This is a genomic window from Mesorhizobium sp. MC2-1-1 (assembly GCF_057597255.1).
On sequence record NZ_CP195205.1, the window covers coordinates 1,734,681 to 1,755,965 of the forward strand.

General features: G+C 62.3%; 13 protein-coding genes and 1 pseudogene. 10 read left to right on the plus strand and 4 right to left on the minus strand.

The features are described from left to right. Window positions 1-18: 18 nt before the first annotated feature. Complete coding sequence (locus ACR64R_RS08830) at window positions 19-642, minus strand: thermonuclease family protein (RefSeq protein WP_487361264.1); 624 nt, start codon at window positions 640-642, stop codon at window positions 19-21. A 76-nt stretch (window positions 643-718) separates the two neighbouring features. Between ACR64R_RS08830 and ACR64R_RS08835 the strand changes: the two genes are divergently transcribed. Next, on the plus strand, window positions 719-2,242 hold the full coding sequence (locus tag ACR64R_RS08835) for a sensor histidine kinase (protein WP_487361265.1): 1,524 nt from the start codon (window positions 719-721) through the stop codon (window positions 2,240-2,242). 80 nt (window positions 2,243-2,322) lie between these two features. On the opposite strand, the gene ACR64R_RS08840 is transcribed toward ACR64R_RS08835, so the two are convergent. Next, the gene (locus ACR64R_RS08840; protein WP_487361266.1) at window positions 2,323-3,318 is read right to left on the minus strand and encodes a nicotinate-nucleotide--dimethylbenzimidazole phosphoribosyltransferase; all 996 of its coding nucleotides are present in this window, start codon (window positions 3,316-3,318) and stop codon (window positions 2,323-2,325) included. 165 nt (window positions 3,319-3,483) lie between these two features. On the opposite strand from ACR64R_RS08840, the gene ACR64R_RS08845 reads away from it, so the two are divergent. Both ACR64R_RS08845 and ACR64R_RS08850 read left to right on the plus strand, forming a co-directional pair. Continuing rightward, window positions 3,484-3,714, plus strand: coding sequence for a DUF1289 domain-containing protein (locus tag ACR64R_RS08845; RefSeq protein WP_487361267.1), 231 nt, complete (start codon window positions 3,484-3,486; stop codon window positions 3,712-3,714). 10 nt (window positions 3,715-3,724) lie between these two features. After that, complete coding sequence (locus ACR64R_RS08850) at window positions 3,725-4,429, plus strand: TIGR02281 family clan AA aspartic protease (RefSeq protein WP_487361268.1); 705 nt, start codon at window positions 3,725-3,727, stop codon at window positions 4,427-4,429. 8 nt (window positions 4,430-4,437) lie between these two features. Here ACR64R_RS08850 and dusA read toward each other — a convergent pair whose 3' ends face one another. Next, window positions 4,438-5,436 carry a tRNA dihydrouridine(20/20a) synthase DusA gene (dusA, locus tag ACR64R_RS08855; RefSeq protein WP_487361269.1) on the minus strand — a complete coding sequence of 333 codons (999 nt, stop codon included), beginning with the start codon at window positions 5,434-5,436 and terminating at the stop codon, window positions 4,438-4,440. 451 nt (window positions 5,437-5,887) lie between these two features. Between dusA and ACR64R_RS08860 the strand changes: the two genes are divergently transcribed. Beyond that, window positions 5,888-6,085, plus strand: coding sequence for a hypothetical protein (locus ACR64R_RS08860; protein ID WP_487361270.1), 198 nt, complete (start codon window positions 5,888-5,890; stop codon window positions 6,083-6,085). 70 nt (window positions 6,086-6,155) lie between these two features. On the opposite strand, the pseudogene ACR64R_RS08865 reads toward ACR64R_RS08860, so the two are convergent. Continuing rightward, a pseudogene (locus ACR64R_RS08865) lies at window positions 6,156-6,341 on the minus strand (integrase core domain-containing protein); the annotation flags it as partial. A gap of 62 nt (window positions 6,342-6,403) precedes the next feature. On the opposite strand from ACR64R_RS08865, the gene ACR64R_RS08870 reads away from it, so the two are divergent. From ACR64R_RS08870 to ACR64R_RS08895, 6 genes are all read left to right on the plus strand, one after another. Continuing rightward, window positions 6,404-7,138, plus strand: a complete 735-nt coding sequence (locus tag ACR64R_RS08870; protein WP_487361271.1) for a 4'-phosphopantetheinyl transferase family protein — start codon at window positions 6,404-6,406, stop codon at window positions 7,136-7,138. Between the two features lie 114 nt (window positions 7,139-7,252). Further along, a complete protein-coding gene (locus tag ACR64R_RS08875) occupies window positions 7,253-16,411 on the plus strand; it encodes an SDR family NAD(P)-dependent oxidoreductase (protein WP_487361272.1) in 9,159 nt (3,052 codons plus the stop codon). 50 nt (window positions 16,412-16,461) lie between these two features. Next, the gene (locus ACR64R_RS08880) at window positions 16,462-17,598 is read left to right on the plus strand and encodes an efflux RND transporter periplasmic adaptor subunit (RefSeq protein WP_487361273.1); all 1,137 of its coding nucleotides are present in this window, start codon (window positions 16,462-16,464) and stop codon (window positions 17,596-17,598) included. Then, window positions 17,595-18,743, plus strand: coding sequence for an ABC transporter permease (locus ACR64R_RS08885; protein WP_487361274.1), 1,149 nt, complete (start codon window positions 17,595-17,597; stop codon window positions 18,741-18,743). The genes ACR64R_RS08880 and ACR64R_RS08885 overlap by 4 nt, the downstream gene beginning before the upstream one ends. Next, window positions 18,743-19,459, plus strand: a complete 717-nt coding sequence (locus ACR64R_RS08890) for an ABC transporter ATP-binding protein (protein ID WP_487361275.1) — start codon at window positions 18,743-18,745, stop codon at window positions 19,457-19,459. The genes ACR64R_RS08885 and ACR64R_RS08890 overlap by 1 nt, the downstream gene beginning before the upstream one ends. A 456-nt stretch (window positions 19,460-19,915) precedes the next feature. After that, window positions 19,916-21,277, plus strand: coding sequence for a Xaa-Pro aminopeptidase (locus tag ACR64R_RS08895; RefSeq protein WP_487361276.1), 1,362 nt, complete (start codon window positions 19,916-19,918; stop codon window positions 21,275-21,277). The last annotated feature ends 8 nt before the right edge of the window (window positions 21,278-21,285 follow it).

Sequence of the window (21,285 nt, forward strand, 5' to 3'; positions counted from 1 at the left end):
GGCGCGCGGCGCTGCCGGTCACCAGAAGCGAAAAAATTCGCGCACCGCATCGCCGAACGCGGCCAAGGTGCCATGCGTTCGCTCGACCGGCGCGTCGCGATGGCTGTCGCGCCATTGCTGTGGTTCCACGAAAGTGCCCGCCCAGATGCCGGCCTTGGCCGCCCTCGCCACGGCTTCCTCGGTCTCGAAATCGCCGAAGGCAACCGCCCATCCGGCCTGCACCTGGGCCCGGTTGAGATCGGTGTCGCCTGCCTTGCACTCGCCGAGCAGCCGGCCGTAGCGATCGCGTTGCCAGCCGCTGCATGAAACAGGCCGGCCAGCGATCAGGCGCACCAGCGACTGTCGCGCCAGCTTGCCACAGGGGTAGTCGGCTCCGCCGTTCTGGCAAGTCTGTTGATATTCGGGAGCGTCGATGCCGCGCATGCGGATGCGTTCACTCCCGAGCGTGATCGAATCGCCGTCGTTGACGATCGCGGTACCTCGCTCCTTGCGGGTCTCGAAACGGTCGAGCCGCGCCGCGACCAGGATCAGCAGCCCAAGCAGGACAATAGCCAGCGCGTAATCCGGCAGCTTGCGCGCAAGGCTTCGCGGCGGGCTCGCCGCGTAGCGGCGGCGCGGTCCTCGCGGCCCGAAACGGTTCATATGGCAAACAGTCTCTTAATCATTCGAACGTAGCTTAACGAACTGACAGTCGCTGCGCGCAGAAATTGAAGTCTGTATGCCTTTGCAACGCTCGAACACAGCGGATAAATTCATTGTGGATCGCCGTAAACCGCACCGCAACAGCGATGTGGCGCGCGCGGTTCGCAAGACGCGCGACCGCCTCTCGCAGCAGGCAGGCAGCCTGGACTTCGACCGTGAACTCCTGAAACTGCATGCGCGCGCCATGGTGGTCAGCGCGGTCGCGGTCCCGCTGCTCGTGCTTGCGGTAGCGGCCGTCGGCCGGCTTGCGGGCTTAGGCAACCAGATCATCATCTGGGCTTTCTCGATGCTGCTTTGCTACGCGATCGTCGCTTTCATGTCGCGTCGCGTTGAGCGAACCGAGGCTGCCGAACTCGACCCGGCGCGGACGCGTAACGACTTCCTGATCGGCCATTTCCTGTGCGGCCTTGGCTGGGCGTGGTTTGCCTGGATCGGCTGCGACACGTGCCAGGTCGACCAGTTTCATGTGGCCAAGGCCATGGTGCTGCTCGTCGCCATGGCGACGACCGCCGTGATGGCCTCCTCGCTTGGCGGGGCGCTGCTCGCGACCTTTGCCATTCCCGTTGCCGTTTACGCCTACACGATCCTGCGCTTGTGGGCGCCGATCGAAGCCACGATGGCAGCCTTGCTTATCGCCGCACTTCCCTTCTTCGGATATGTCGCGCGCAATCTCAATCAAGCCTCGTTGATGGTGCTCTCCTTCCGCTCGGAGAAGGACGCGTTGATCGCCGAGGTGGAGACGGCGAAATCGATGTCGGACGAGGCAAGGCGGCGAGCCGAGGACGCCAATCTGGCGAAGTCGCGCTTTCTCGCCTCCATGAGCCATGAGCTGAGAACGCCGCTCAACGCCATTCTTGGCTTCTCCGAAGTGATGGCCAATGAAGTGCTAGGCCCGATGAACAATCCGACCTACCGCGACTATGCCCACGACGTGCATGAGTCCGGACAGCACCTGCTCGACCTGATCAACGAGATCCTCGACCTTTCGCGCATCGAGGCCGGCCGCTACCAGCTCAACGAGGAGCCCGTGATGCTGGTCACGATCGTCGAGGACTGCTGTCACATGATGGAATTGCGCGCCCGCAACAAGGATATCCGCATCATCCAGGATTTCGAAGCGACCCTGCCGCGCCTGTTCGCCGACGAGCGCGCCGTCAGGCAGATCACGCTCAACCTCCTGTCCAACTCGATCAAGTTCACCCCCTCCGGCGGTGAAGTGCGTGTGCGTGTCGGCTGGACGGCGGGCGGCGGCCAATACATTTCGGTCAAGGACAACGGTCCGGGCATACCGGAAGAGGAAATTCCGGTGGTGCTTTCCGCCTTCGGCCAGGGCTCGATCGCCATCAAGAGTGCCGAACAGGGAACCGGCCTCGGCCTGCCGATTGTGCAGGGCCTGCTCGCCATGCATGGCGGCGAGTTCGAGCTTCACTCGAAGCTGCGCGAAGGCACCGAGGCGATCGCCATCTTCCCGCTGAGCCGGGTGATGGAGGAACTGCCGGCCCTGCCGACCAAGACGGTCGCCGCGCGCGCGCGCCGTTAAGACGCTCTCCACCGGCTCGAGAGCGTGATGCCGAAAAACGTGAAGCGGTTCTCGGCCGACATCTTCCTCTGCTCCTTGATCTAGAGCCGCACGGCCATCGCCATGCCCGAGCTGGTCAGCGCCGCGGCCCTGACGATGCCGGCGGCCAGCGCGGCCCCTACGCCTTCCCCGTGACTGATGTCTAAATCGAGCAACGGCCGCAGTCCGAGCCGCTGGGCAGCCTTTGCGTGACCAGGCTCGGGCGACAGGCCGGCAAGCAGACAATGATCAAGCGCGCCTGGATTGGCCGCGTGAAGGACAGCGGCGGCCGCGGTTGCCGCGAAACCGTCGAGCAGGACGGGGATCTTCTGCATGCGTGCCGCAAGGATGGCGCCGCAAATCGCGGCGAACTCACGGCCGCCGACCCGTCGCAGGACCTCGAGCGGATCGACGAGACCGGATCGGTGAAATGCCAGCGCCCGGTCCACGACCTCGGCCTTGCGCGCTATCGTCGCCGCGTCCGCGCCCGATCCAGGCCCGACCCAATCCGCTCCCTTGCCACCGAACAGCGCGGCGCAAAGGGCAGCCGCGATCGTCGAATTGCCAACCCCGAGATCACCCAGGCACAAGAGATCGGCGCCGCCTGCGACCGCCTCCATCCCGAAAGCCATGGTCGCGGCGCAACCGCGCTCGTCGAAGGCGGCTTCCTCGGTGATGTCGCCTGTGGGGATATCCAAGGCAAGGTCGAAGACCTTCAGGCCGAGATCGTTGGCAATACAGATCTGGTTGATCGCGGAACCGCCGGCTGCGCAGCGCTCGACTTCATCGGCAGTCGCCGCAACCCGCCGCGGCGAAATGCCGTGCCTGACAGCGCCGTGGTTGCCGGCGAATATCGCCACCAGCGGCCGGTCGATCGCCGGCGGTGCGCGCCCGCTCCAGGACGCAAGCCAGGCCGCGATGTCCTCGATGCGACCGAGCAATTCTTTCGGTTTGTCCGCCTTGGCAAACAGCGCGCGGACGCGGGCCGCCGCCGCGTCATCGGTAGGCGGCAACGCCGCCAGCAGGCTTCGGAAATCGTCGAAAGGCGTTGCGGTCATTGATGTCGGTCGCGGTTCGTTGCGGAAATCGCAAGCGGCATAGCCGCGTTCGCCAGCCGGCACAACCGCCTGAGGATACTGCGAATGCGTCGCCTTGCGGCGCATTGCGGAGGGCTTGCATTGCTCAAGCGGTTGCACCATGTGGAATAAAGGCAAGAGAACAGCATGACCGCCATCGAATCCCCCTGCATCCTGGTCTGTTCGATCGATACGAGAACCGGCTTCTGCTTCGGTTGCGGCCGCACGCGCGACGAGATTTCCGGCTGGCTGACAATGACACCCGAAACGCGCCGGGCCGTGATGTCGGAACTGCCTGCACGGCTCGAAACGGTCGAGCGGCGGCCGCGCCGCGAGACGCGGCGCACCCGCATGGCGCGCGAGCGCGGCGCTTTGTGAGAAGAAACCGATGAACCGGCTGTTCTGGATCGTCATGGCGGTGATCGGCGTCGGCGTCGTGCTGCTCATGCTCAACAATTCGGCCGGCCGCACCTTCGGCATGGAAAACAATGATTTCGGCAGGCTGATCTGGGTGGGCGTGCTCGTGATGGTGATCGGGGCAAGCCTGCTCCGCTCCGGCCAGCCGATGGGCGATATGGCGCGCAATCTCGGCATCTGGGCCGCGTTCGTGCTCGTGCTGATCGCCGGCTACCAATATCGCTACGAACTGCAGGACGTCGCGAGCCGCGTGACGGCCGGCCTCGTGCCGGGCAGCCCGCTGGCGCTCGGCGTGGAGAATGGCCGGCCGACCGTCACGCTCGACAAAGCCGACAACGGCCATTTCGAAGCCCGGATCCTGGTCAACGGCGCGCCGGTGCGCGCAGTGGTCGATACCGGCGCGACCAGCACGGTGTTGACGTCTGAAGATGCGCAGGCCGCGGGTTTCAACCCGGCGGCGCTCAGCTACAGCGTGGACGTCTCCACCGCCAACGGCATGGCCCGCGCTGCAATGGTCAAGACCGACGAGGTGGCAATCGGCGGCATCGTGCGCAAGAACATGTCGGTGATGGTCGCCGCGCCCGGCATGCTGGACAAAAGCCTGCTCGGCATGAACTTCATCAGCTCATTGTCGGGCTTCGACGTGCGTGGCGACCGCATGATCCTGCGGGACTGACCGAAGGGTCAGGCAGCCTTTGGTTCGGCAGCCGTGAATTCAATCGCAGCGAAAGCGGCCTTCAGCACTTCCGGCCCGGCGCCGGGCTTGTTCGCATCCGTGGACAGGATCTGCCGGAAGCGGCGTGCGCCGGGCAAGCCATGGAACAGTCCGACCATGTGGCGGGTGATGTGGCCGAGCCGCCCGCCCCGCTCGATATGGCCCGCGGCGTAACCGGCCATGGCGTCGAACAGCGCCGGGTAGTCGAAGGCTGCGGCGGGCGCGCCGTACATGGCGGCATCGACGCCGGTAAGGATGCCCGGCGTGTGATAGGCGGCCCGGCCAAGCATCACGCCGTCGACATGGCAGAGATGCTCCGACGCCTCACCGAGCGACTGAATACCGCCATTGATGCCGATGAATTCATTGGGCTTTCTGGCCTTCAGTCGGTAGACGCGCGTATAGTCGAGCGGCGGGATTTCGCGGTTCTCCTTGGGGCTCAGACCCTCCAGCCAGGCCTTGCGGGCATGCACCCACAGCGCATCGGCGCCAGCGGCGAGCACGCCGTCAGCAAGCGTGTCGAGAGCAGATTCGGGATCCTGATCGTCGACGCCGATCCGGCATTTTACGGTAACGGGAACCTTCACCGAAGCCTTCATCGCCGCGACGCATTCAGCGACGAGAGCCGGCGTCTTCATCAGGCAGGCGCCGAACGTCCCCGACTGGACGCGGTCGGACGGACAGCCGACATTGAGGTTGATCTCGTCATAACCGAAAGCTTCGCCGATCCGCGCCGCCTCGGCGAGCTTTGCGGGATCCGATCCCCCAAGCTGCAGCGCGACGGGATGCTCGGCAGCGTCGAAACCGAGCAGCCGCTCGCGCGCGCCATGGATCACGGCGTCGGCCACAACCATCTCGGTGTAGAGCAGCGCTCGGCGCGTCAACTGGCGATGGAAGAACCGGCAATGCCGATCCGTCCAATCCATCATTGGTGCGACGGCTATTCTATGATCATGATTTTTCGGCATTTTTCTTTAACATCAAATCCTTAGACCCTGCCGAGTGCACACGAATCTACGCTAGGCTACGACCCTTTCGCCGCGTTTCGATCTCTCATTGCACACGGAGCGCACACGAAAACATGGCCACCTACACAAAGCTCTCGACCGGTTCCTGGCGTGTCCAGTCCGTCGCATAGGTCGCTACGTCAGCGAAACCTTCCTGGCAGAGAAGACGCGCGCCGCAGGGCAACCGAGCGCCGAGTCGATCGCGGAGAGACGCCCACCAAGTCCGCATAGCGCGCCTTAAGACCTTCGGCGAGCTCATCGGCCTCCATATCGACGACATGTGCGATGTAGGCAAGTCCCCTCGCCGCTCCAAGGCCGCAGCCCTGCCTATACTGCAAAGACATCAGGGAGGTGTAACATCGCGTCTCTCGATCGCGAACGGGCGTGACCGGGCAGCCCAAGGTGCGGACGGATGACGCTCGGCATCGACATCGGCTCCATAATGCTCATCCTGTCTCATGCCGGGGCCGTCCACGGCCTACCCGTCAAGATGGAGCCAGTTGATCTGGCGCGCATCGCCGTAAAGAGCCTCGGTCTCGTCGGCAAAGGCAGCAGCGCGATAGACGGCCGACACCAGGATGAACTCGACAAGCTGGTCGGCCAAGCATGACGTCGATCCGTCCCCGTTCTGGATGATCGCGGCCGAGCAGGGACGGATCTCCCACCGCGCCATCTCAAACCAGCCTGGAGCCAACGTTGTAGGCGGCGACGAAGTCGGCAAGATTGCAACGCAGGTGGTTGCGGCTTTCGTAGTGGAAGCGCTTGACACTCGCATCTTTGATGGTGGCGTTCATGCGTTCGACCTGGCCGTTGATTCAAGGATGCTTTGGCTTTGTGGTTCTATGTTCTGTATCGTTCTTGGCGCAGCTTTATTCGAAGGCATGAGCCCGCTATTTGCGGTGGCTACCTTATTGCATGAGAGGTTGGCTTGCAGCAGGCAATGCATGCGCTCGGCTCGGACGTGCACGTCTGGCGGATAACGCTGGACGCGGCCGCATCACAAGCAGGGATCGACACCCTGAGCGAGGACGAAGTCGCCAGGGCTGGCCGCTTTGTCTTCGAGCACGATAAGCGACGTTTTGTTGCGGCCCATACCGCCTTGCGCACGGTGCTGTCGCTTTACACCGGTCAGGGGCCCAAAGAGCTCGATCTTGGGGAAACTGCCAACGGCAAGCCTGTTCTTCACGGAAGTTCGCTTGCGTTCAACCTTTCCCATTCAGGGGCTCTCGCCTTGCTGGCCGTGGCCGACGACAGCGAGATCGGTATCGACATACAACATGTAACTTCCGGCCTCGATGAAACGACTATCGCGCGCACTTTGTTCTCGCCAGGCGAGATAGACCATCTGGCAACGCTGTCGGCGGACGAACGCCGCATGATGTTCTTCCGCCTCTGGACATGCCGCGAAGCCATGCTCAAGGCGGCTGGCGTCGGCCTGTATGGAACAGGACTTGAGATCGCCCTGGATGAACGGGGCGGAGTTTTTGTGCGGTCACCGCCCACAGGATGCATTGCCGCCGCCGTGCTCCACGAGTTGCAAATGGAAAGCGGCTATGTGGCCGCCGTCGCCTGGAGCCCGCGCACCCAGCAGGCCAAGATATGCCACTTCGACTTCAACGACTTGGCGGCTAGTGATCGCAAAAGCTCACAGCACATGAAATGAGGCCAACCTACGAAAGGCAGGTTGGCATTGAGGCATCGGTCACCGTAAGACTTGTGTCTTTAATGTAGCGCTGGCTTGGCGGGCCGCGTGCCGTAGATCGGCGGGGGCAGATGCATGAACATTCATCGCGGCGAACAGCTCGGCGACAACGATGGTGATACCAGGCGGCAGGCGGTCGCCGTAATAGGGATCGGTTGCCGTTTTCCCGGCGGTGTCAGTGACGCAGGCTCCTACTGGAAATTCCTTCAGGACAAGAAGTGCGGCATCGTCGATATCCCGGCGGACCGCTGGAACATCGACGCCTTCTACGACCCCGACCCCGACGCGCGGGGCAAGATGCGTTCGCGCTGGGGCGGGTTTCTGGCCAGCGACGTGTTTGGCTTTGACCCTAGCTTCTTCGACATGTCGCCGAGAGAAGTGACGTCGATGGATCCTCAGCAGCGCCTGGCGCTGCAAGTGGCCTTCGAGGCCGTCCAGGACGCCGACCGCACATTGGCCGACTTCCAGCGCGTGCGTACCGGCGTGTTCATAGGCATCTCGACCAACGACTTCGCCCAGAACCTGCGTCGGGGACGTGCCGGTGGTGGCGATATTTTTGCCGGCACCGGTTCGGCGTTCTCGATCGCGGCCAACAGGATCTCGCATCGCTTTAACTTGAAAGGGCCAAGCATCGCTGTCGATACGGCGTGTTCGTCGGCGCTCGTGGCAATCGACCAGGCCGTACGTCATCTCAGCATGGGTACCTGCGAGATGGCTTTGGCAGGCGGCGTCAACTGCATGCTCGATCCCGGCCCGTTTATTGCCTTCTCCAGCGCCAACATGCTCTCACCAACCGGCGGCATCTACACATTTGACGAACGGGCAGATGGCTTTGTTCGCGGTGAAGGCTGCGGCCTGGTCGTGCTGAAGCCGCTCGACCGCGCGATTGCCGATGGCGACCGGATTTACGGCGTGATCCGCCATTCGATGGTCAATCAGGATGGTTTCACGCCTACCCTGACGGCGCCCAGCGGCGAAGCGCAGCAGGCAATGCTGGAGGCGCTGACCGAGGGCGCTTCGATCGATCCGGCTGACGTCGACTATGTCGAGGCGCACGGAACCGGTACGCCGGTCGGCGACCCGATCGAGGCGACTGCGATCGGCCGGGTCTTCGGCGTCAATGCGCGCCCCAAGCCGGTCCATGTCGGATCCTTCAAACCCAACCTTGGCCATCTGGAATCTGCCTCCGGCATCGCCGGCTTCATAAAGGCCTTGCTGACGGTTTCCCATAGGGTGGTGTTGCCCAACCGGAACTTCGAGCGTCCCAATCCCAGCATCCCCTTCGACGCGCTCAACATTGCGGTTGCGACCAATCCGACGCCGATTGACCACCGGCGACGACCGGCACTGGCGGTGGTCAACTCCTTCGGTTTCGGTGGTACCAACGCCGCCATTGCGGTTGAAGAGTGGAGCGGGCATTCCGGGGAACGCATTCGAACACCAAGGCCAATGCATTTGGGCCATCCCATCGCCATCCCGATATCGGCCGGAAGCAAGGCGGGACTTGAGCTTTGGGCAGAACGTCTGGCGGACGCGCTTGATGCCGGCGGGTCTCTTGAAAACACGCCGGTCGAGGAGATCGCTGGCCATCTGATCGGCGCGCGGGACAATTTCACCCAACGCGCCGCAGTGATCGTCGAGCCGGAGAGAGCCTCTTTCCAGACGCAGTTGCTCGGCCTGGCCAATGGGTCGACCGAGCCAAGCCCCACCGGGCCGACCGTCATCACCGGCCGTGCTTCTAGCCGGCGGCTGGCGATCGCGTTTTCCGGACAGGGCGGTCAATGGTGGGCGATGGCGCGTCGCCTGTTGAAGGAGGACCGGGCGTTTCGCCAGACCGCCGACATGTTCGACGACATCCTGCGGCCGATGGTCGGCTGGTCGACAGTCGAGGAAATGCTGCGTGACGAGACGTCGACCCGTATCAACGATGCCGATGTCACCCAGGCATCTATCTTTGCAACGCAGATTGGCCTCTACGAACGCTGGACGAAGCTCGGGGTGCGGCCCGAACTTTTGATCGGCCATAGTTTTGGCGAGGTCGCGGCCACCTACGTTTCGGGTGTGATCGATATCGAGACGGCCGCCCGCATCATCGCCAAGCGCGGCCTTATTCCGCTCAAGAGCGAGCGGCGTGGCGCCATGGCGACCATCGGCCTGACAGTCGAACAACTTGCACCGTACCTACCTGACGACGGCAGCGTTGTCATTGCGGCTTACAACGGGCCAATCGCGCAGACGATCGCGGGCATGGAAGAGCCTCTAGTCGGCGTCTTGGCAAAGGTCGCGGAAGCCTATCCCGAGGCCACGGCCCGTCGCATGACGATGGATTTTGGCTGGCACAGCGCGCATCTGGAGGACTGCAAGGATTGGTTTCTTGGCGAGCTAGGCCCAGTCGCCTGGAAAGACGGCAAACTGCCGATCATCTCGACCGTCACCGGCATATTCGAAACGAAGTTCGATGCCGATTATTGGTGGGCAAATCTGCGCCAACCGGTCAGTTTCACCAAGGCGTTGGATTTCAGTCTCGATTTCGGCATCAGCGCTTTTCTGGAAGTCGGTCCGCACCGCACCCTCACGCCGCTTATCCGCGGCATTGCGCAGGAGCGCGGAACCGATGTTCTGGCAGTCAACTCGCTTGACCGCACGGCTGATGATTTCTGGACGCTGGCGCGCGCCGAGGGCAATCTGCATGTTTCCGGTGTCGCGTTCGAGCGACCAAGATCGCCGAGCGGTCGCGTGGCGCTGCCAAAGCTGCCGTGGAATAACCAGCATCTGTTGAACACCTCGGAAGAAACGAGAAGCTTCCTGTACGAAGCGCCGCGCCATCCCTTGCTCGGATGGCGGGATTTCACGGCTGGACCTTCCTGGACGAACGAGATCACGTTACGGGGTTTCAAATTTCTCGCGGATCATCGAGTCAGTGGCGACTGCCTGTTTCCAGCCGTCGGCTACATCGAAATAATGGGCGCCGCGTTGCGCGACCATTTCGGCTCCTCGACAGTGGAACTGCGCGATTTCAAACTCTACGAGGCACTGTCAATCGCCGAGGATGACGTCATCCTGTTTTCAACGACGTTCGACCCAGTCTCCAGCCGCCTGCGCATATCGACGCTTTACCGAGGCACGGACGACGGTTGGAGAATCCGCGCCGAAGCCTACGGCTTCAGCCACAATTACGAACTCGCGCCGGCGCCGGCCGATGTTCTCGATATCAGGCAAAGCCAGATGGATAAGACGGAATTCTACCGTCTCACGGAACGGCATGGGTTGGAGTATGGTCCCAGCTTCCAGTCATTGAATGATCTTCATATCGAAGGGGACCGCCTTGTTGCCAGGCTGTCGAGCCGGGACATCGAACAGTCGCGTCGATACTTCGCTTTTCCTGGATTGCTCGATGCAGTGCTGCAAGCAGGAATTGCGCTTTCTTCGCATCGCGACGGGCTGTGGACGCCGGGAGTTCCGCTCCCGCCCGCCGAAGAAGACAAGACAGTCCATCAGCTGCGTCTGCCGACCGGTGCGCGCAAGATCCTTCTCGGCTCCGCGGTGACGCAAGAGGCAATCGTCGACATCCGGCCAGGTTTCGAGCCGGAATCAATGCGGTTCGTTGTCTTGTCGACCGATGGGCAGCCGCTCATCGTGATCGACAATCTGCAGACGAAAGCATTGGGCAAGATCAAGAGCGTTGGCACGGGCGCGCCCGGGAATTCCGGATCCAGCGTTTTCGAAGAGCGCTTCATACGACAGGAGCCAAAATCCACGACGGCAACCCTGCGCTGCACGAACTGGCTGGTGGTGGGAAACGCCACCCGACGTCTCGATGCGACATTGGCCGAACTGGTCAGGCGCGGTGCCAAAGTCGAACGGACCGATCTTGGCCCGTTCCTCAACCTAGACGCGGAACAGGCTTTGACGACGGTCCAGGCTTTCATGTCAGGTTCGAGCGGCCCTGCTGGTATCCTGTTCAGCGCGGGCGTTGACGAAACGCCGGACGAAGCGTGTGATGGCGGGCAGCTTCTCGCCGCCACTATGCCAATTGTCCATCAGCTGATCACACTGGCGAAAGTGTTTGATCGGCTGCAGGCATCGCCCGACCCACGCCGGGAACTGGCTATCGTCACTTCGGCAAGCCGGCTGGTGGATGGTGATAGGCCAATGCCGATATCCGGAGTGTGCGAGAGCGCGTTGATCGGCATCGCCCGCACGATGGCAAATGAATGCAAGGGGCTCGGCGTCCGGCTGATCGACGCCGACGAGACGGCACTGTCTGGCGTGGCCGTTTGCGATGTGCTGCTCGAGGAAACGGCGGAAACGGAGTTTGTTCTGCGCGGCGCAGGCCGCTACGTTCCGCGTCTGGAGCAACTGGCGTTGCATGAAATCGTGCCTTCGTCGCGGATGCTGGAGGCGAAGCAGGATCCATCCAATTTCGCCGTGACCATGACCCGCCCCGGGAGCATCGACAACATCGTGCTGCGGGAGATTTCTGACCCGGTACTGGCTCAGAACGAAGTGCTGGTCGAAATCGCGGCCGTCGGACTTAATTTCCGCGATGTCATGGCAGCGACCAGCATCCTGCCAGACGAACTGGAAAACGACGCGGCGTACTGGCGCAATCTCGGTCTGGAATTCGCCGGCACTGTGCGGAGGGTTGGCGATCATGTCACCAACCTCAAGCCAGGCGACCGCATCATGGGCATGGGCCAGGGCTATCTCAGACGCTTCGCGAAGGTGAACGCGGAGCTTGCCATGCGCGTGCCTGACGGACTCGATCTGATTGATGCCGCGACCATACCAATAGCGTTTCTGACGGCTCACTATGCTCTCACCCATGTCGGTAGGGTGGCGCCGGACGAGACCGTGCTGATCCATCTTGCTTCGGGCGGTGTTGGCCTCGCCGCGATCCAGGTTGCGCATGATCAAGGCGCGCGGGTCTTCGGGACCGCGGGCAGCGACGTCAAGCGTGCCTTTCTCAAGACATTGGGCGTCGACGAGGTGATGAATTCGCGCGCGCTCGATTTCGCCGACGAGGTTCGTTCGCTCACAAATGGCCACGGCGTTGATGTCGTGTTGAACGCATTGTCGGGCAACGGCATCGACAAGAGCCTCGAATGCCTCGCGCCGTTCGGCCGCATGGTCGAAATCGGCAAGCGCGACCTTGCCGACGACAAACCGATCGGACTTCGCTCGCTCTATCGCAACAATGCATATTCAGTCATCGACCTCTCCACGCTTCCGGTCGAGAGGCCAAAACTCTTCAAGCAATTGCTTTCGGAGGTGGAAGCAAAGGTCGCGGCCGGAATATACAAGCCGCTCAAAGCGACCCGTTTTCCAGCCTCGCGCTCGGCGGAAGCCATGCGCATGCTCTCAAAGGCGCTGCATATAGGCAAGGTAGTTGTCACTTTCGACGAACCTTCAATCAAGATCGAGCTTGACCTCGACCGGAAAATCAAGGTGTCGGCCGATCACTCCTATCTGGTGACTGGAGGGCTCAAGGGCTTTGGTGTTGCGATCGCCGAGTGGCTCAGTCACTCCGGCGCCGGAACCATCATCCTGGCCAACCGCAGCGGCGTGCCGGATGCCCAGGCGGCCGAAGCCATCGCCGTCATGGAACAGCGCGGCACAAGGATCGTACATGCCGCGCTCGATGTGAGCAACGCGGCGGCCGTTGACAGTCTGATTGGCGCCTACGCCAAGGCGGATCATCCGTTGCGCGGCATCGTGCATGGCGCTGCCGTCATCGAGGATGCCTTCATCTCGCAACTCGATGCCGGCAAGATCGACCGCGTGCTGCGGCCAAAGGTGGTGGGCGGATGGAACCTGCACATTGCCGCTGTCAAACATGGTCTGCAGCTGGATTTCCTGGCGAACTTCTCCTCGATCGCGCAGGTGATAGGCTCGGCCGGGCAGGCCAACTACACGGCGGCCAACTCCGTTCTCAACGCCATCGCAACCTATCGCAGGGGCCGCAACATGGCCGGTTCTTCAACGGCCTGGGGCATGATCGCCGGCAGCGGTTTCGTCGCGCGATCCGAAGCCATGACCAATTATCTCGACAGCGTCGGCATAAAGCCTGTGCAGGACTTTGAGGCGGCGGCAGCCCTGTCCTGCCTGCTGCGCGCCCGGTCGGAAAATCTCGGCTTTGCCAACCTTAACTGGGCCGCCATTGCGCGCACGAACGCGACTGCCGCAAAAAATCCGAGGATATCGCAGTTGCTGGGTGAGCGAGCCGGGGGTCGTTCGCGCATCCAAGCTGAACTGCTGTCGGCGCCGCGCGAGGCGTGGAATGACCTGATCGCGGACATGATCCGGCGCGAAGTGGCCAAGGTGCTGAAGGTCGAGGCCAGTGTGCTGGCGGATGACCGCAAGCTCAGCGAACTCGGCCTCGATTCCCTGTCATCATTCGAGTTGAAGAACCGTGTCGAGGCGCAGGTTGAAGTTGACATCCCAGTCGCAAAATTCCTGCAGGCGCCGACAATTGCCGGGCTCTCCCGCCTCGTTGCATCCGCCTTCGAAGCCAAGCTAAGGGCCGCCTCGCAGCTCTCCGCGGCGCAGGTGAAACCGAATGGCGTCGCGGTGCAGGAGGCTTTTCGGCCGCTGGGGCGTCAGGTCCAAGCGATCCTGCTCGATAGCAGACCAATGACTTCGTCCGCGGCCAAAGCCGGCAACGAGATTTTCGTCGAAGTGCAGTTGGGTGGCGACGTTTCGCTGAAAGAACTATCGGAACGGCTGGGCCATTTGGTCAAGAGCAATGATGGGCTGCGCATGGCAGCGGCTGTTTCCACAACGGGAGCCGTCGAGATCAACTTTGACGCCCAGCCAGCCCTCGAAATGCTCATCCCGGGCGACCGTCTCGATGGGATCACTCTGTCGGGTCCCTTGTGGCGCGTGGCAATATCCCCAGGGCCAGATGGCCGTCGCGACTTGCAGATTAGAGCGCACCGCGCGGCGGCTGACATCACGTCGGTCCATCTCTTGCTTGGGCGGTTGATCGGGACCGATGACGACACCGTCTCAGGGGCTGGCAGCTTTGCTGACTATGCCAGCATGGCCTACCCTGCTCCCGGCTCGATCCAGTATCGCCGCGACCTCGCCTACTGGAAGGAGATCTTACACAAGGCACCCGGTATCGCGACGATTCCCGGCCGCCGTCGCGCAGCATCTCCGGCGGGCATGGGAGCGAACCGTGGCCCGGTTGGGATTCTGGAGGGCGCTCTGTCCACGTTCACAGTGGTGCCTGAAAGGCTGAGTACAAGCCTGCTTGCGGCCTATGCCAAGACCTTGGCGAACCGGTTCTCACTCGACTCTCTGGTCGTCGACGAATGGTTCAGCGAGCGCGGCGATGGCGCGGCGGACGGGCTGATCGGGCCTCTAGAAGGCTCCTGTCCGTTGGTTCTGCAAACGCTGGACCAGGCTCCTGACACTTTGCTCAGGCAGATCCAGCGTGCCAGCGAAAACAACCGTGCCCATCGCTCGATGGACACGCTGTCCCTGGAATTGATCCTTGAGGAGGATCTGCGGCTTCGCCGTGTCGCGCTGCGTCAGTTCGGCTTCGCCTTTGTCGATGGTAGCCGTGGCGCGCTGGCCGGGACCTTGGACAATCCGCTTGATGCGGTTGCGTTGGGGATGCACGAGATCCAACTGGCGGCAACGCTACGCGACGGCGAGATTCTGTGCCGGCTCAGTGTGGATCTCGATGTCTTCGATGAGGTTTTGGCACGACGGCTCTTCGATGAGTTCCTGGAGGTACTGGCTCGGCTGCTGGACAGTTCCGGATCGCTACAACCGGGCGCCACACGCTGGGTGCTCCACGGAGAAGGCGCCGAGCAGGTGAAAAAACTGCCGACCGCCAAATCGCCTCTCGACGGCGTCCCAAATGTCGAAAGAGAGATTGCGGTCACCTCGACGCAAATGGCCTTGCTGCAGTTCCAGGAGCACCCGGACGCGACGTCACATGCGCGCATCGCCTTCACCATCAGCAAAGAGCTGAAGATCCGGCCGCAGATGGACGCCGACCGTCTCAAGCGGGCGATCGCCCAGATCATGGGGCGCCATGAGGTGATGCGGACGCGATTCTTCCGGAAGGGAGCCGGATACGGCGCCTATCTGGAAAGGACACCAACGGAATTCTTTTCGGTCGAGCAAGTCGCCGACGAGGCCGAGGCTCTTGAGCGTGCAAGTGAACTGGCGCAGGAAAACATCGACATCAGGGCGCCAATGTTCCGCGTCACCCTGATCCGGTTTGGCACCGATAGCGACATCATCGTCGCCAAAGGCCATCACCTTGTCCTCGACGGCTATTCCCTTGGCCTGATCCTGGAAGAATCCGTCAAAGCCTATCTCGGTCTGCCGTTGAATCCTGTCAAAATGGGCATCGATCAGTTCATTCGCGATTTCGATCATGTCGGAAGGCCAGGCGCGTTCGAGGCGCGCGACGCATTCCTGCGCAAGCTGTACGCCGAGCCATTGCCGGAGATTCCAAATCTCGGGCGCAAGGCGAAGGGGTATCGGCCCAATGTCAACCTTGTCGATTGCAGCCTTGGCGCGGAAGTGTTCCTTTCGATCCCCTCCGAACAGCAAGACAAAGTGCGCCGACGTGCCAAGGCCGCCGGCACAACGGAAACGATGATGGTCATCGCGGCCTTCGCACAAACCATCGCGGCACGAGGCGGCGTCGATGACATGATCCTGCAGATACCATCTGCATTACGGCATGACCGACGGCTGGAGAACTACGTCAATTTTGTCGCCTCGGATATGCCGGTTCGCGTCCGGCCGTCGCGGTTCAAGACGCTCGAGGCGCTGGCCGTTTCGCTGGCAGAAGACATCGACGAAGCGACCGAATTCGCACCTTTCATGGATGCGAACTACTTTGGCGAGATCCATGACGATGTCGTTGCCAAGGGGTCTTACACCTCCCTTTTCGTCGTGGGCAGCCGTACAGTCGACAAATGGACACGAGCCACTCAGTCCGCACCCTTGCAGCGGTCCAATGCGACAGGTGAACTCGATCTCGGCATGTTCAAGGTAACGCCTTTGCCAGACATGCGGAGGCAGAGACCTTGCATCAGCGAGATCGATTTTCGCAGCTATCCGACCGGGCACGGTCTGGGGCTGGCCTTGACATTCGATCGGCTGGGCTATGACCATGCCGAGGCGCAGGATATTCTGAGGGAGATCGCTGAGCGGCTTCTGGCCGGCCAACTGGCGATCGACCCGGTCGAGGAGGTGGCGCTGTGATGTCTCCTGGTCGCACGGTGACCGGCCGACACCGGCGCGGGTAAGGGCACGTGGTTCGCTTAATCTCAATGCTAGTTGCAGTTCTGGCGGCTGTCGGCCTGTTTTCGGGATGGTATATCTGGCCAGCCGAAGTTGAGTCATACGTCGCCCGGCAACGGCTGATAGCGCGCGAGATCGCTGGGCCTGGCCTACTTGGCGCGAGCAACCAAGTGGTGGTTACAGCGCGTGTCCAAGCTTTCCTTGCCGACATCCGTGTCGACCAGAACGACGAGGTGAAGACCGGGCAGATTCTTGCTACACTCAACGCGACGGAACTCGAATATCAGCTGGCCGCCGCCGTCGCCAATGATCGGGCCGCGGCAGAAGCCGTGCGCGAGTCCGAGTTGGAGCGCGAGCGGCTGGCCATTGCGGCCGCGACGGCTCAAGCGGATCTCGAACGCCGCAAGACACTGCTGGACCGCAAGTCGATTTCCCAGTCGGAGTTCGATCTTGTCGAAAGCACGCAAAAGCAGGCTGAAGCCGAGCTCGCGCGGGCAACGGTCACGATCGAACGGACCAAGGCTCAGTCGGCATCAGCCTCGGCCGAAGTCGAACAATTGCGCAGCCGTGTCGCCGAGACCTCCATTCGGTCGCCTGTCGATGGCGTTGTGGTATCGCGCAGCAGGACTGTCGGCGACCTGCTCTCGCCGGGTGTCGAACTGATGCAGATTGTCGATCCGAAGTCGTTGCTGGTTTTTGCCAGATTTGACGAATCGGCCATGGCCTCCCTGCGCCCCGGCCAGGTCGCAACGGTCGAATTCTCGTCAAACACGCAGCGACCCTACAGCGCCTCGATCGTTCGGATCGGTCGACAGGTCGACCAGGAGACGCGGGAATTCACCGTCGATTTGAAGCTGGCCGAAGTACCGCCGACCTGGGCCGTCGGACAGCGTGCGAGCGTGACCATCCAGGCGGAGTCACCGACGCCTTGCATTGCCGTTCCGCAGCGTTTCTTGGCGAGGGATCAGGGCCGGGTGGGTTTGTGGGTTTCGCGCCAGGGGCGCGCCTATTGGGCGCCTGTTTCGCTGGGTTATTCCAGCGGCACTGATATCGAAATCACGCGCGGCTTGAACGTCGGAGACATCGTGCTGAGCCCAATCGGCCGCTTCCAGTATCAGGCCGTTACGGCCCGGGTCGCTGGCGCGTGAACCTGGCGATCAAAGACATCCGGCACAATCTTTTGAGGTTCCTCCTCACTGTGCTCGGCGTCGGCCTTTTGATGGCGGCCACTATCGGTATGCTAGGCATGTATCGCGGCATCGTCTACGAAGCGCTGGTGGTCATCGATGGCATCGGTGCCGACCTCTGGGTTGTCGAGGGCGGAAAGTCCGGGCCTTTCGCCGAATCGTCGGCCGTCCCCGCCAACCTTGATCGCCGTGTCGCCGGCGTTGTCGGCGTGGCGGGCACGCGACGCTTCATCCAGTATAATCAGCAGTTCCAGGTCGACGGAAAGCCGTTGCGAATGTCGATCACCGGCGTCGACTTTCCTAGTGACAGCGGCAGCTGGATTCCATTGATCGCCGGTCGCTACTTGCAGTCGAACCGCTATGAAGCAATTGCCGACAAGACGCTCGGGCTCGCGGTTGGCGACGAGATCAAGCTTGGGCGAGACAGCTATACGATCGTCGGCGTGTCGACAGGCCAGGTCGACATGGGTGGTGACGGGTTGCTGTTCGTCACCGTCGCGGACGCGCAGGTGATCAACCGGCTTTTGCCGAGCGAAGCCGTCCTGCTCAATCGCGTGGCCAAGGGCAAAACCCGAATGGGCTTAGGCGAAGATACAGGAAGTGTCGCGGCGGTCATCGTCGAGACGCTACCCGGTGCCGACAAGGACGTGGTGCGGGACGCAATCAAGCGCTGGGGCGACGTCGAGGTGCTGACCAAACAGGATCAGGAGACCCTTTTGCTGGACGGTCGCCTCGGCAAGCTCCGTGTGCAGATTCTGGCTTTCACCACCATGACGCTGCTGATCTGCTGCGCCGTCATCGCGCTGACCATCTACACGATGACGATCGAGAAGGTTGCTCAGATAGCGCTGCTGAAGTTGATTGGCGCTCGCGATCGGGTGATCATCGGCATGATTGCGCAGCAGGCGGCGTTGATTGGCTTCTGCGGGCTCGTGCTGGCCATGGCGATCTCTTTCACGATCTATCCAAGATTTCCACGAACCGTGGTGATCACCGAATCCGACCTAGGCGTGCTGTCGGCGGTTTTGATGGCACTCAGTCTCGCGGCAAGCTGGTTTGCTATTCGCCGCGCTCTCGCGGTTCGCGCCCAGGAAGTGTTGGCCTGATGGCGGAGCGTCGCCTGGCTGCCTTGGAGGTTCGCAACGCCAGCAAAGTCTATGACAGCGGCGGATCGTCGGTCACAGCGCTGGCCTCGGGATCCTTGATCCTCAGCCCCGGCACTGTTACCGGCATCGTCGGTCCCAGCGGGTCGGGCAAGACGACACTGTTGATGATTGCGGGGTTGCTCGACGTGCCAACCACGGGAGAGGTCTTGTTCGACGGCAAGGTGATTTCGCGTCAGGGTGCCAAGCTCAATGAACTGCGCACCTTCAGGAGGACACACCTCGGTTTCGTCTTTCAGAAAGCGAACTTGATCCCGTTCCTCTCCGCGGCTGAGAACGTTTCTATCGCAATGCAGCTCAACGATGTCAGACGCCCAGAGGCACAGGCACGCGCGCAGCGGTTACTGAGCGCCTTGGGCATGGGACATCGGGGTTCCAACTATCCGTCGCAACTCTCCGGGGGCGAGCAGCAGCGCGTTTCGATCGCGCGCGCCCTGGCTAATGATCCTACCGTCATCCTGGCCGATGAGCCCACCGCCGCGCTTGATGGCACACGAGCGGAGATGGTGATGAAAGTCTTTCGACATCTAGCCGACAACCGCAAAGTGGCAATCTGTGTTGTAACCCATGATACGCGCTGGACCAGCTATTTCGATTCTATGCTGGAATTGCAGGACGGAAGAGCCAAACATCCGAGCGGCCACGATCAGTGCCTTTAAAGAGATCGCTGCCGAACCGGCCGCGGCCCGCACTACCGAGGTGGGCGCCTTTTGCGTGCGCAAACGACCGGCGCGCCAGCCGTTTCCCGAGCACCTGCAGCGCCCCATGCGTGATCGATTTCCAGGTTTGCCAGTTGAGGACGTACCACGCACATGATCCATGATTGCATCGACCAACGGGCGGTTTGGAGCGGGATCGAGACCCCGGGTTGCGCCTACGTCGATTGCACGCCTGACGTGGTGCCGGTGGTATCCGGGATCGATGCAACTATGGGGCTTTATCTGGCAGCGCTCGCGCCATCCGCGATAGCCCGCGAGATGACCCTCGGCAGAACGGCATCCTGCTCCCTCCTGCCGTCCGCCATCGGATTTCTGGCGCGCGAATAGCGAGCCTGCCACCCCCACGCCGCCCGTCCCGTCGCGGGCGCCATCGGCATAACATCAACGAGGACAGAAATGACAGTCACCCTGCGCACTGTGGACATTCCGGATTTCGGCATTCCGGTTGAGCGCCCCGCCATCCCCGCCGCGACATATGAAACGCGCTGTGCTCACGCCATTAAGAAGTCCGGCGTCGACTGGCTGGTCGTCTACGCCGACCGCGAGCACGCCGCCAATATCGCCTTCCTGACCGGCTTCGAGCCTCGCTTCGAGGAGGCCCTGCTGCTTTTGGGCGAGGCAGGCCAGCGCATCATAGTCACCGGCAACGAGAACATCGGTTACACGCCGATCGCCGGCCTGCCTGGGATCGTCACCATGCTTGCCCAATCACTTAGCCTGATGGGGCAGGACCGCAGCCAGAAACCGGATCTTGTCGCGGTGCTGCGCGAAGCGGGCCTCGGGTCCGGCGATATGATCGGCATTGTCGGCTGGAAGTATCTCGAGAGCGAGGAATGGGATTCGGTGAAGCCGACCTTCTTCGCGCCGTCTTTCATCGTCGACGCAGTTGGCGCGATCGTCGGTCCGTCTGGGGTCGTGGATGCCACTCGCGTGCTGATGCACCCGGTCGAGGGCTTGCGAGCCGTGGTCGACGCCGACCAGATCGCCGAGGCCGAGTGGGGGGCGTCGAGGGCATCGATGGCGGTCTGGCGGATCGTTACGGGCTTCACCCTGGGCGACAGCGAGCTCACGGCAGCGTCCCGCATGGGCTATGCCGGCGAACCGATGAGCTGCCATCCAATGTTCGCCACCAACGACGCCAGCGGCCCTGTCATTGGCCTGCGCAGCCCGACAGCCCGCGTCCCGCGGCGCGGCGAAGGTGCCACGACGGCGGTCGGTTATTGGGGCGGCCTGACTGCCCGCGGCGGCCTGATCGCCGAGGACGACGCCGCCTTCCTGGAGACGACAAAGGCCTATTTCGAGGGGCTGATCGCCTGGTATGAAACGGCGGGAATCGGCGTCGAAGGCGGGGCGATCCACGAGGCCGTGATCGCTACCCTGGCCCGCGGCGGGCTGCGGCCGGCCCTCAATCCCGGTCATCTGGTCGGGCTCGACGAATGGATGCATTCGCCGATACGTCCGGGGTCGAGCGAGCGCCTTGTCTCCGGCATGCCGTTCCAGGTCGACATCATTCCTGTGCCGATGCCCGATGGCGTGACGCTCAACTGCGAGGACGCGGTAACCTTCGCCGATGCGGGCCTGCGTGCGAGCATCGCCGAGCGCTATCCAGCGCTCGCGGCCCGTTTCGCCGCGCGCCGGCGCTTTGCCGCTGACGAAGTCGGCGTCGAGGTCAAGGACGACATGTTGCTGCTGTCGGCCATTCCGCTTTGCCTGCCGCCATTCTGGCTGGCGCCCCAAAAACTGTTGGTACGGAACTGACGCGATCG

What these genes read in the sequence shown, in the direction of transcription:
- ACR64R_RS08895 (WP_487361276.1), top strand. Translation starts at nt 19,916, where the DNA reads ATGACAGTCACCCTGCGCACTGTGGACATTCCGGATTTCGGCATTCCG.
- ACR64R_RS08875 (WP_487361272.1), top strand. Translation starts at nt 7,253, where the DNA reads ATGAACATTCATCGCGGCGAACAGCTCGGCGACAACGATGGTGATACC.
- ACR64R_RS08890 (WP_487361275.1), top strand. Translation starts at nt 18,743, where the DNA reads ATGGCGGAGCGTCGCCTGGCTGCCTTGGAGGTTCGCAACGCCAGCAAA.
- dusA (WP_487361269.1), bottom strand. Translation starts at nt 5,436, where the DNA reads ATGCCGAAAAATCATGATCATAGAATAGCCGTCGCACCAATGATGGAT.
- ACR64R_RS08830 (WP_487361264.1), bottom strand. Translation starts at nt 642, where the DNA reads ATGAACCGTTTCGGGCCGCGAGGACCGCGCCGCCGCTACGCGGCGAGC.
- ACR64R_RS08850 (WP_487361268.1), top strand. Translation starts at nt 3,725, where the DNA reads ATGAACCGGCTGTTCTGGATCGTCATGGCGGTGATCGGCGTCGGCGTC.
- ACR64R_RS08835 (WP_487361265.1), top strand. Translation starts at nt 719, where the DNA reads ATGCCTTTGCAACGCTCGAACACAGCGGATAAATTCATTGTGGATCGC.
- ACR64R_RS08845 (WP_487361267.1), top strand. Translation starts at nt 3,484, where the DNA reads ATGACCGCCATCGAATCCCCCTGCATCCTGGTCTGTTCGATCGATACG.
- ACR64R_RS08840 (WP_487361266.1), bottom strand. Translation starts at nt 3,318, where the DNA reads ATGACCGCAACGCCTTTCGACGATTTCCGAAGCCTGCTGGCGGCGTTG.
- ACR64R_RS08860 (WP_487361270.1), top strand. Translation starts at nt 5,888, where the DNA reads ATGACGCTCGGCATCGACATCGGCTCCATAATGCTCATCCTGTCTCAT.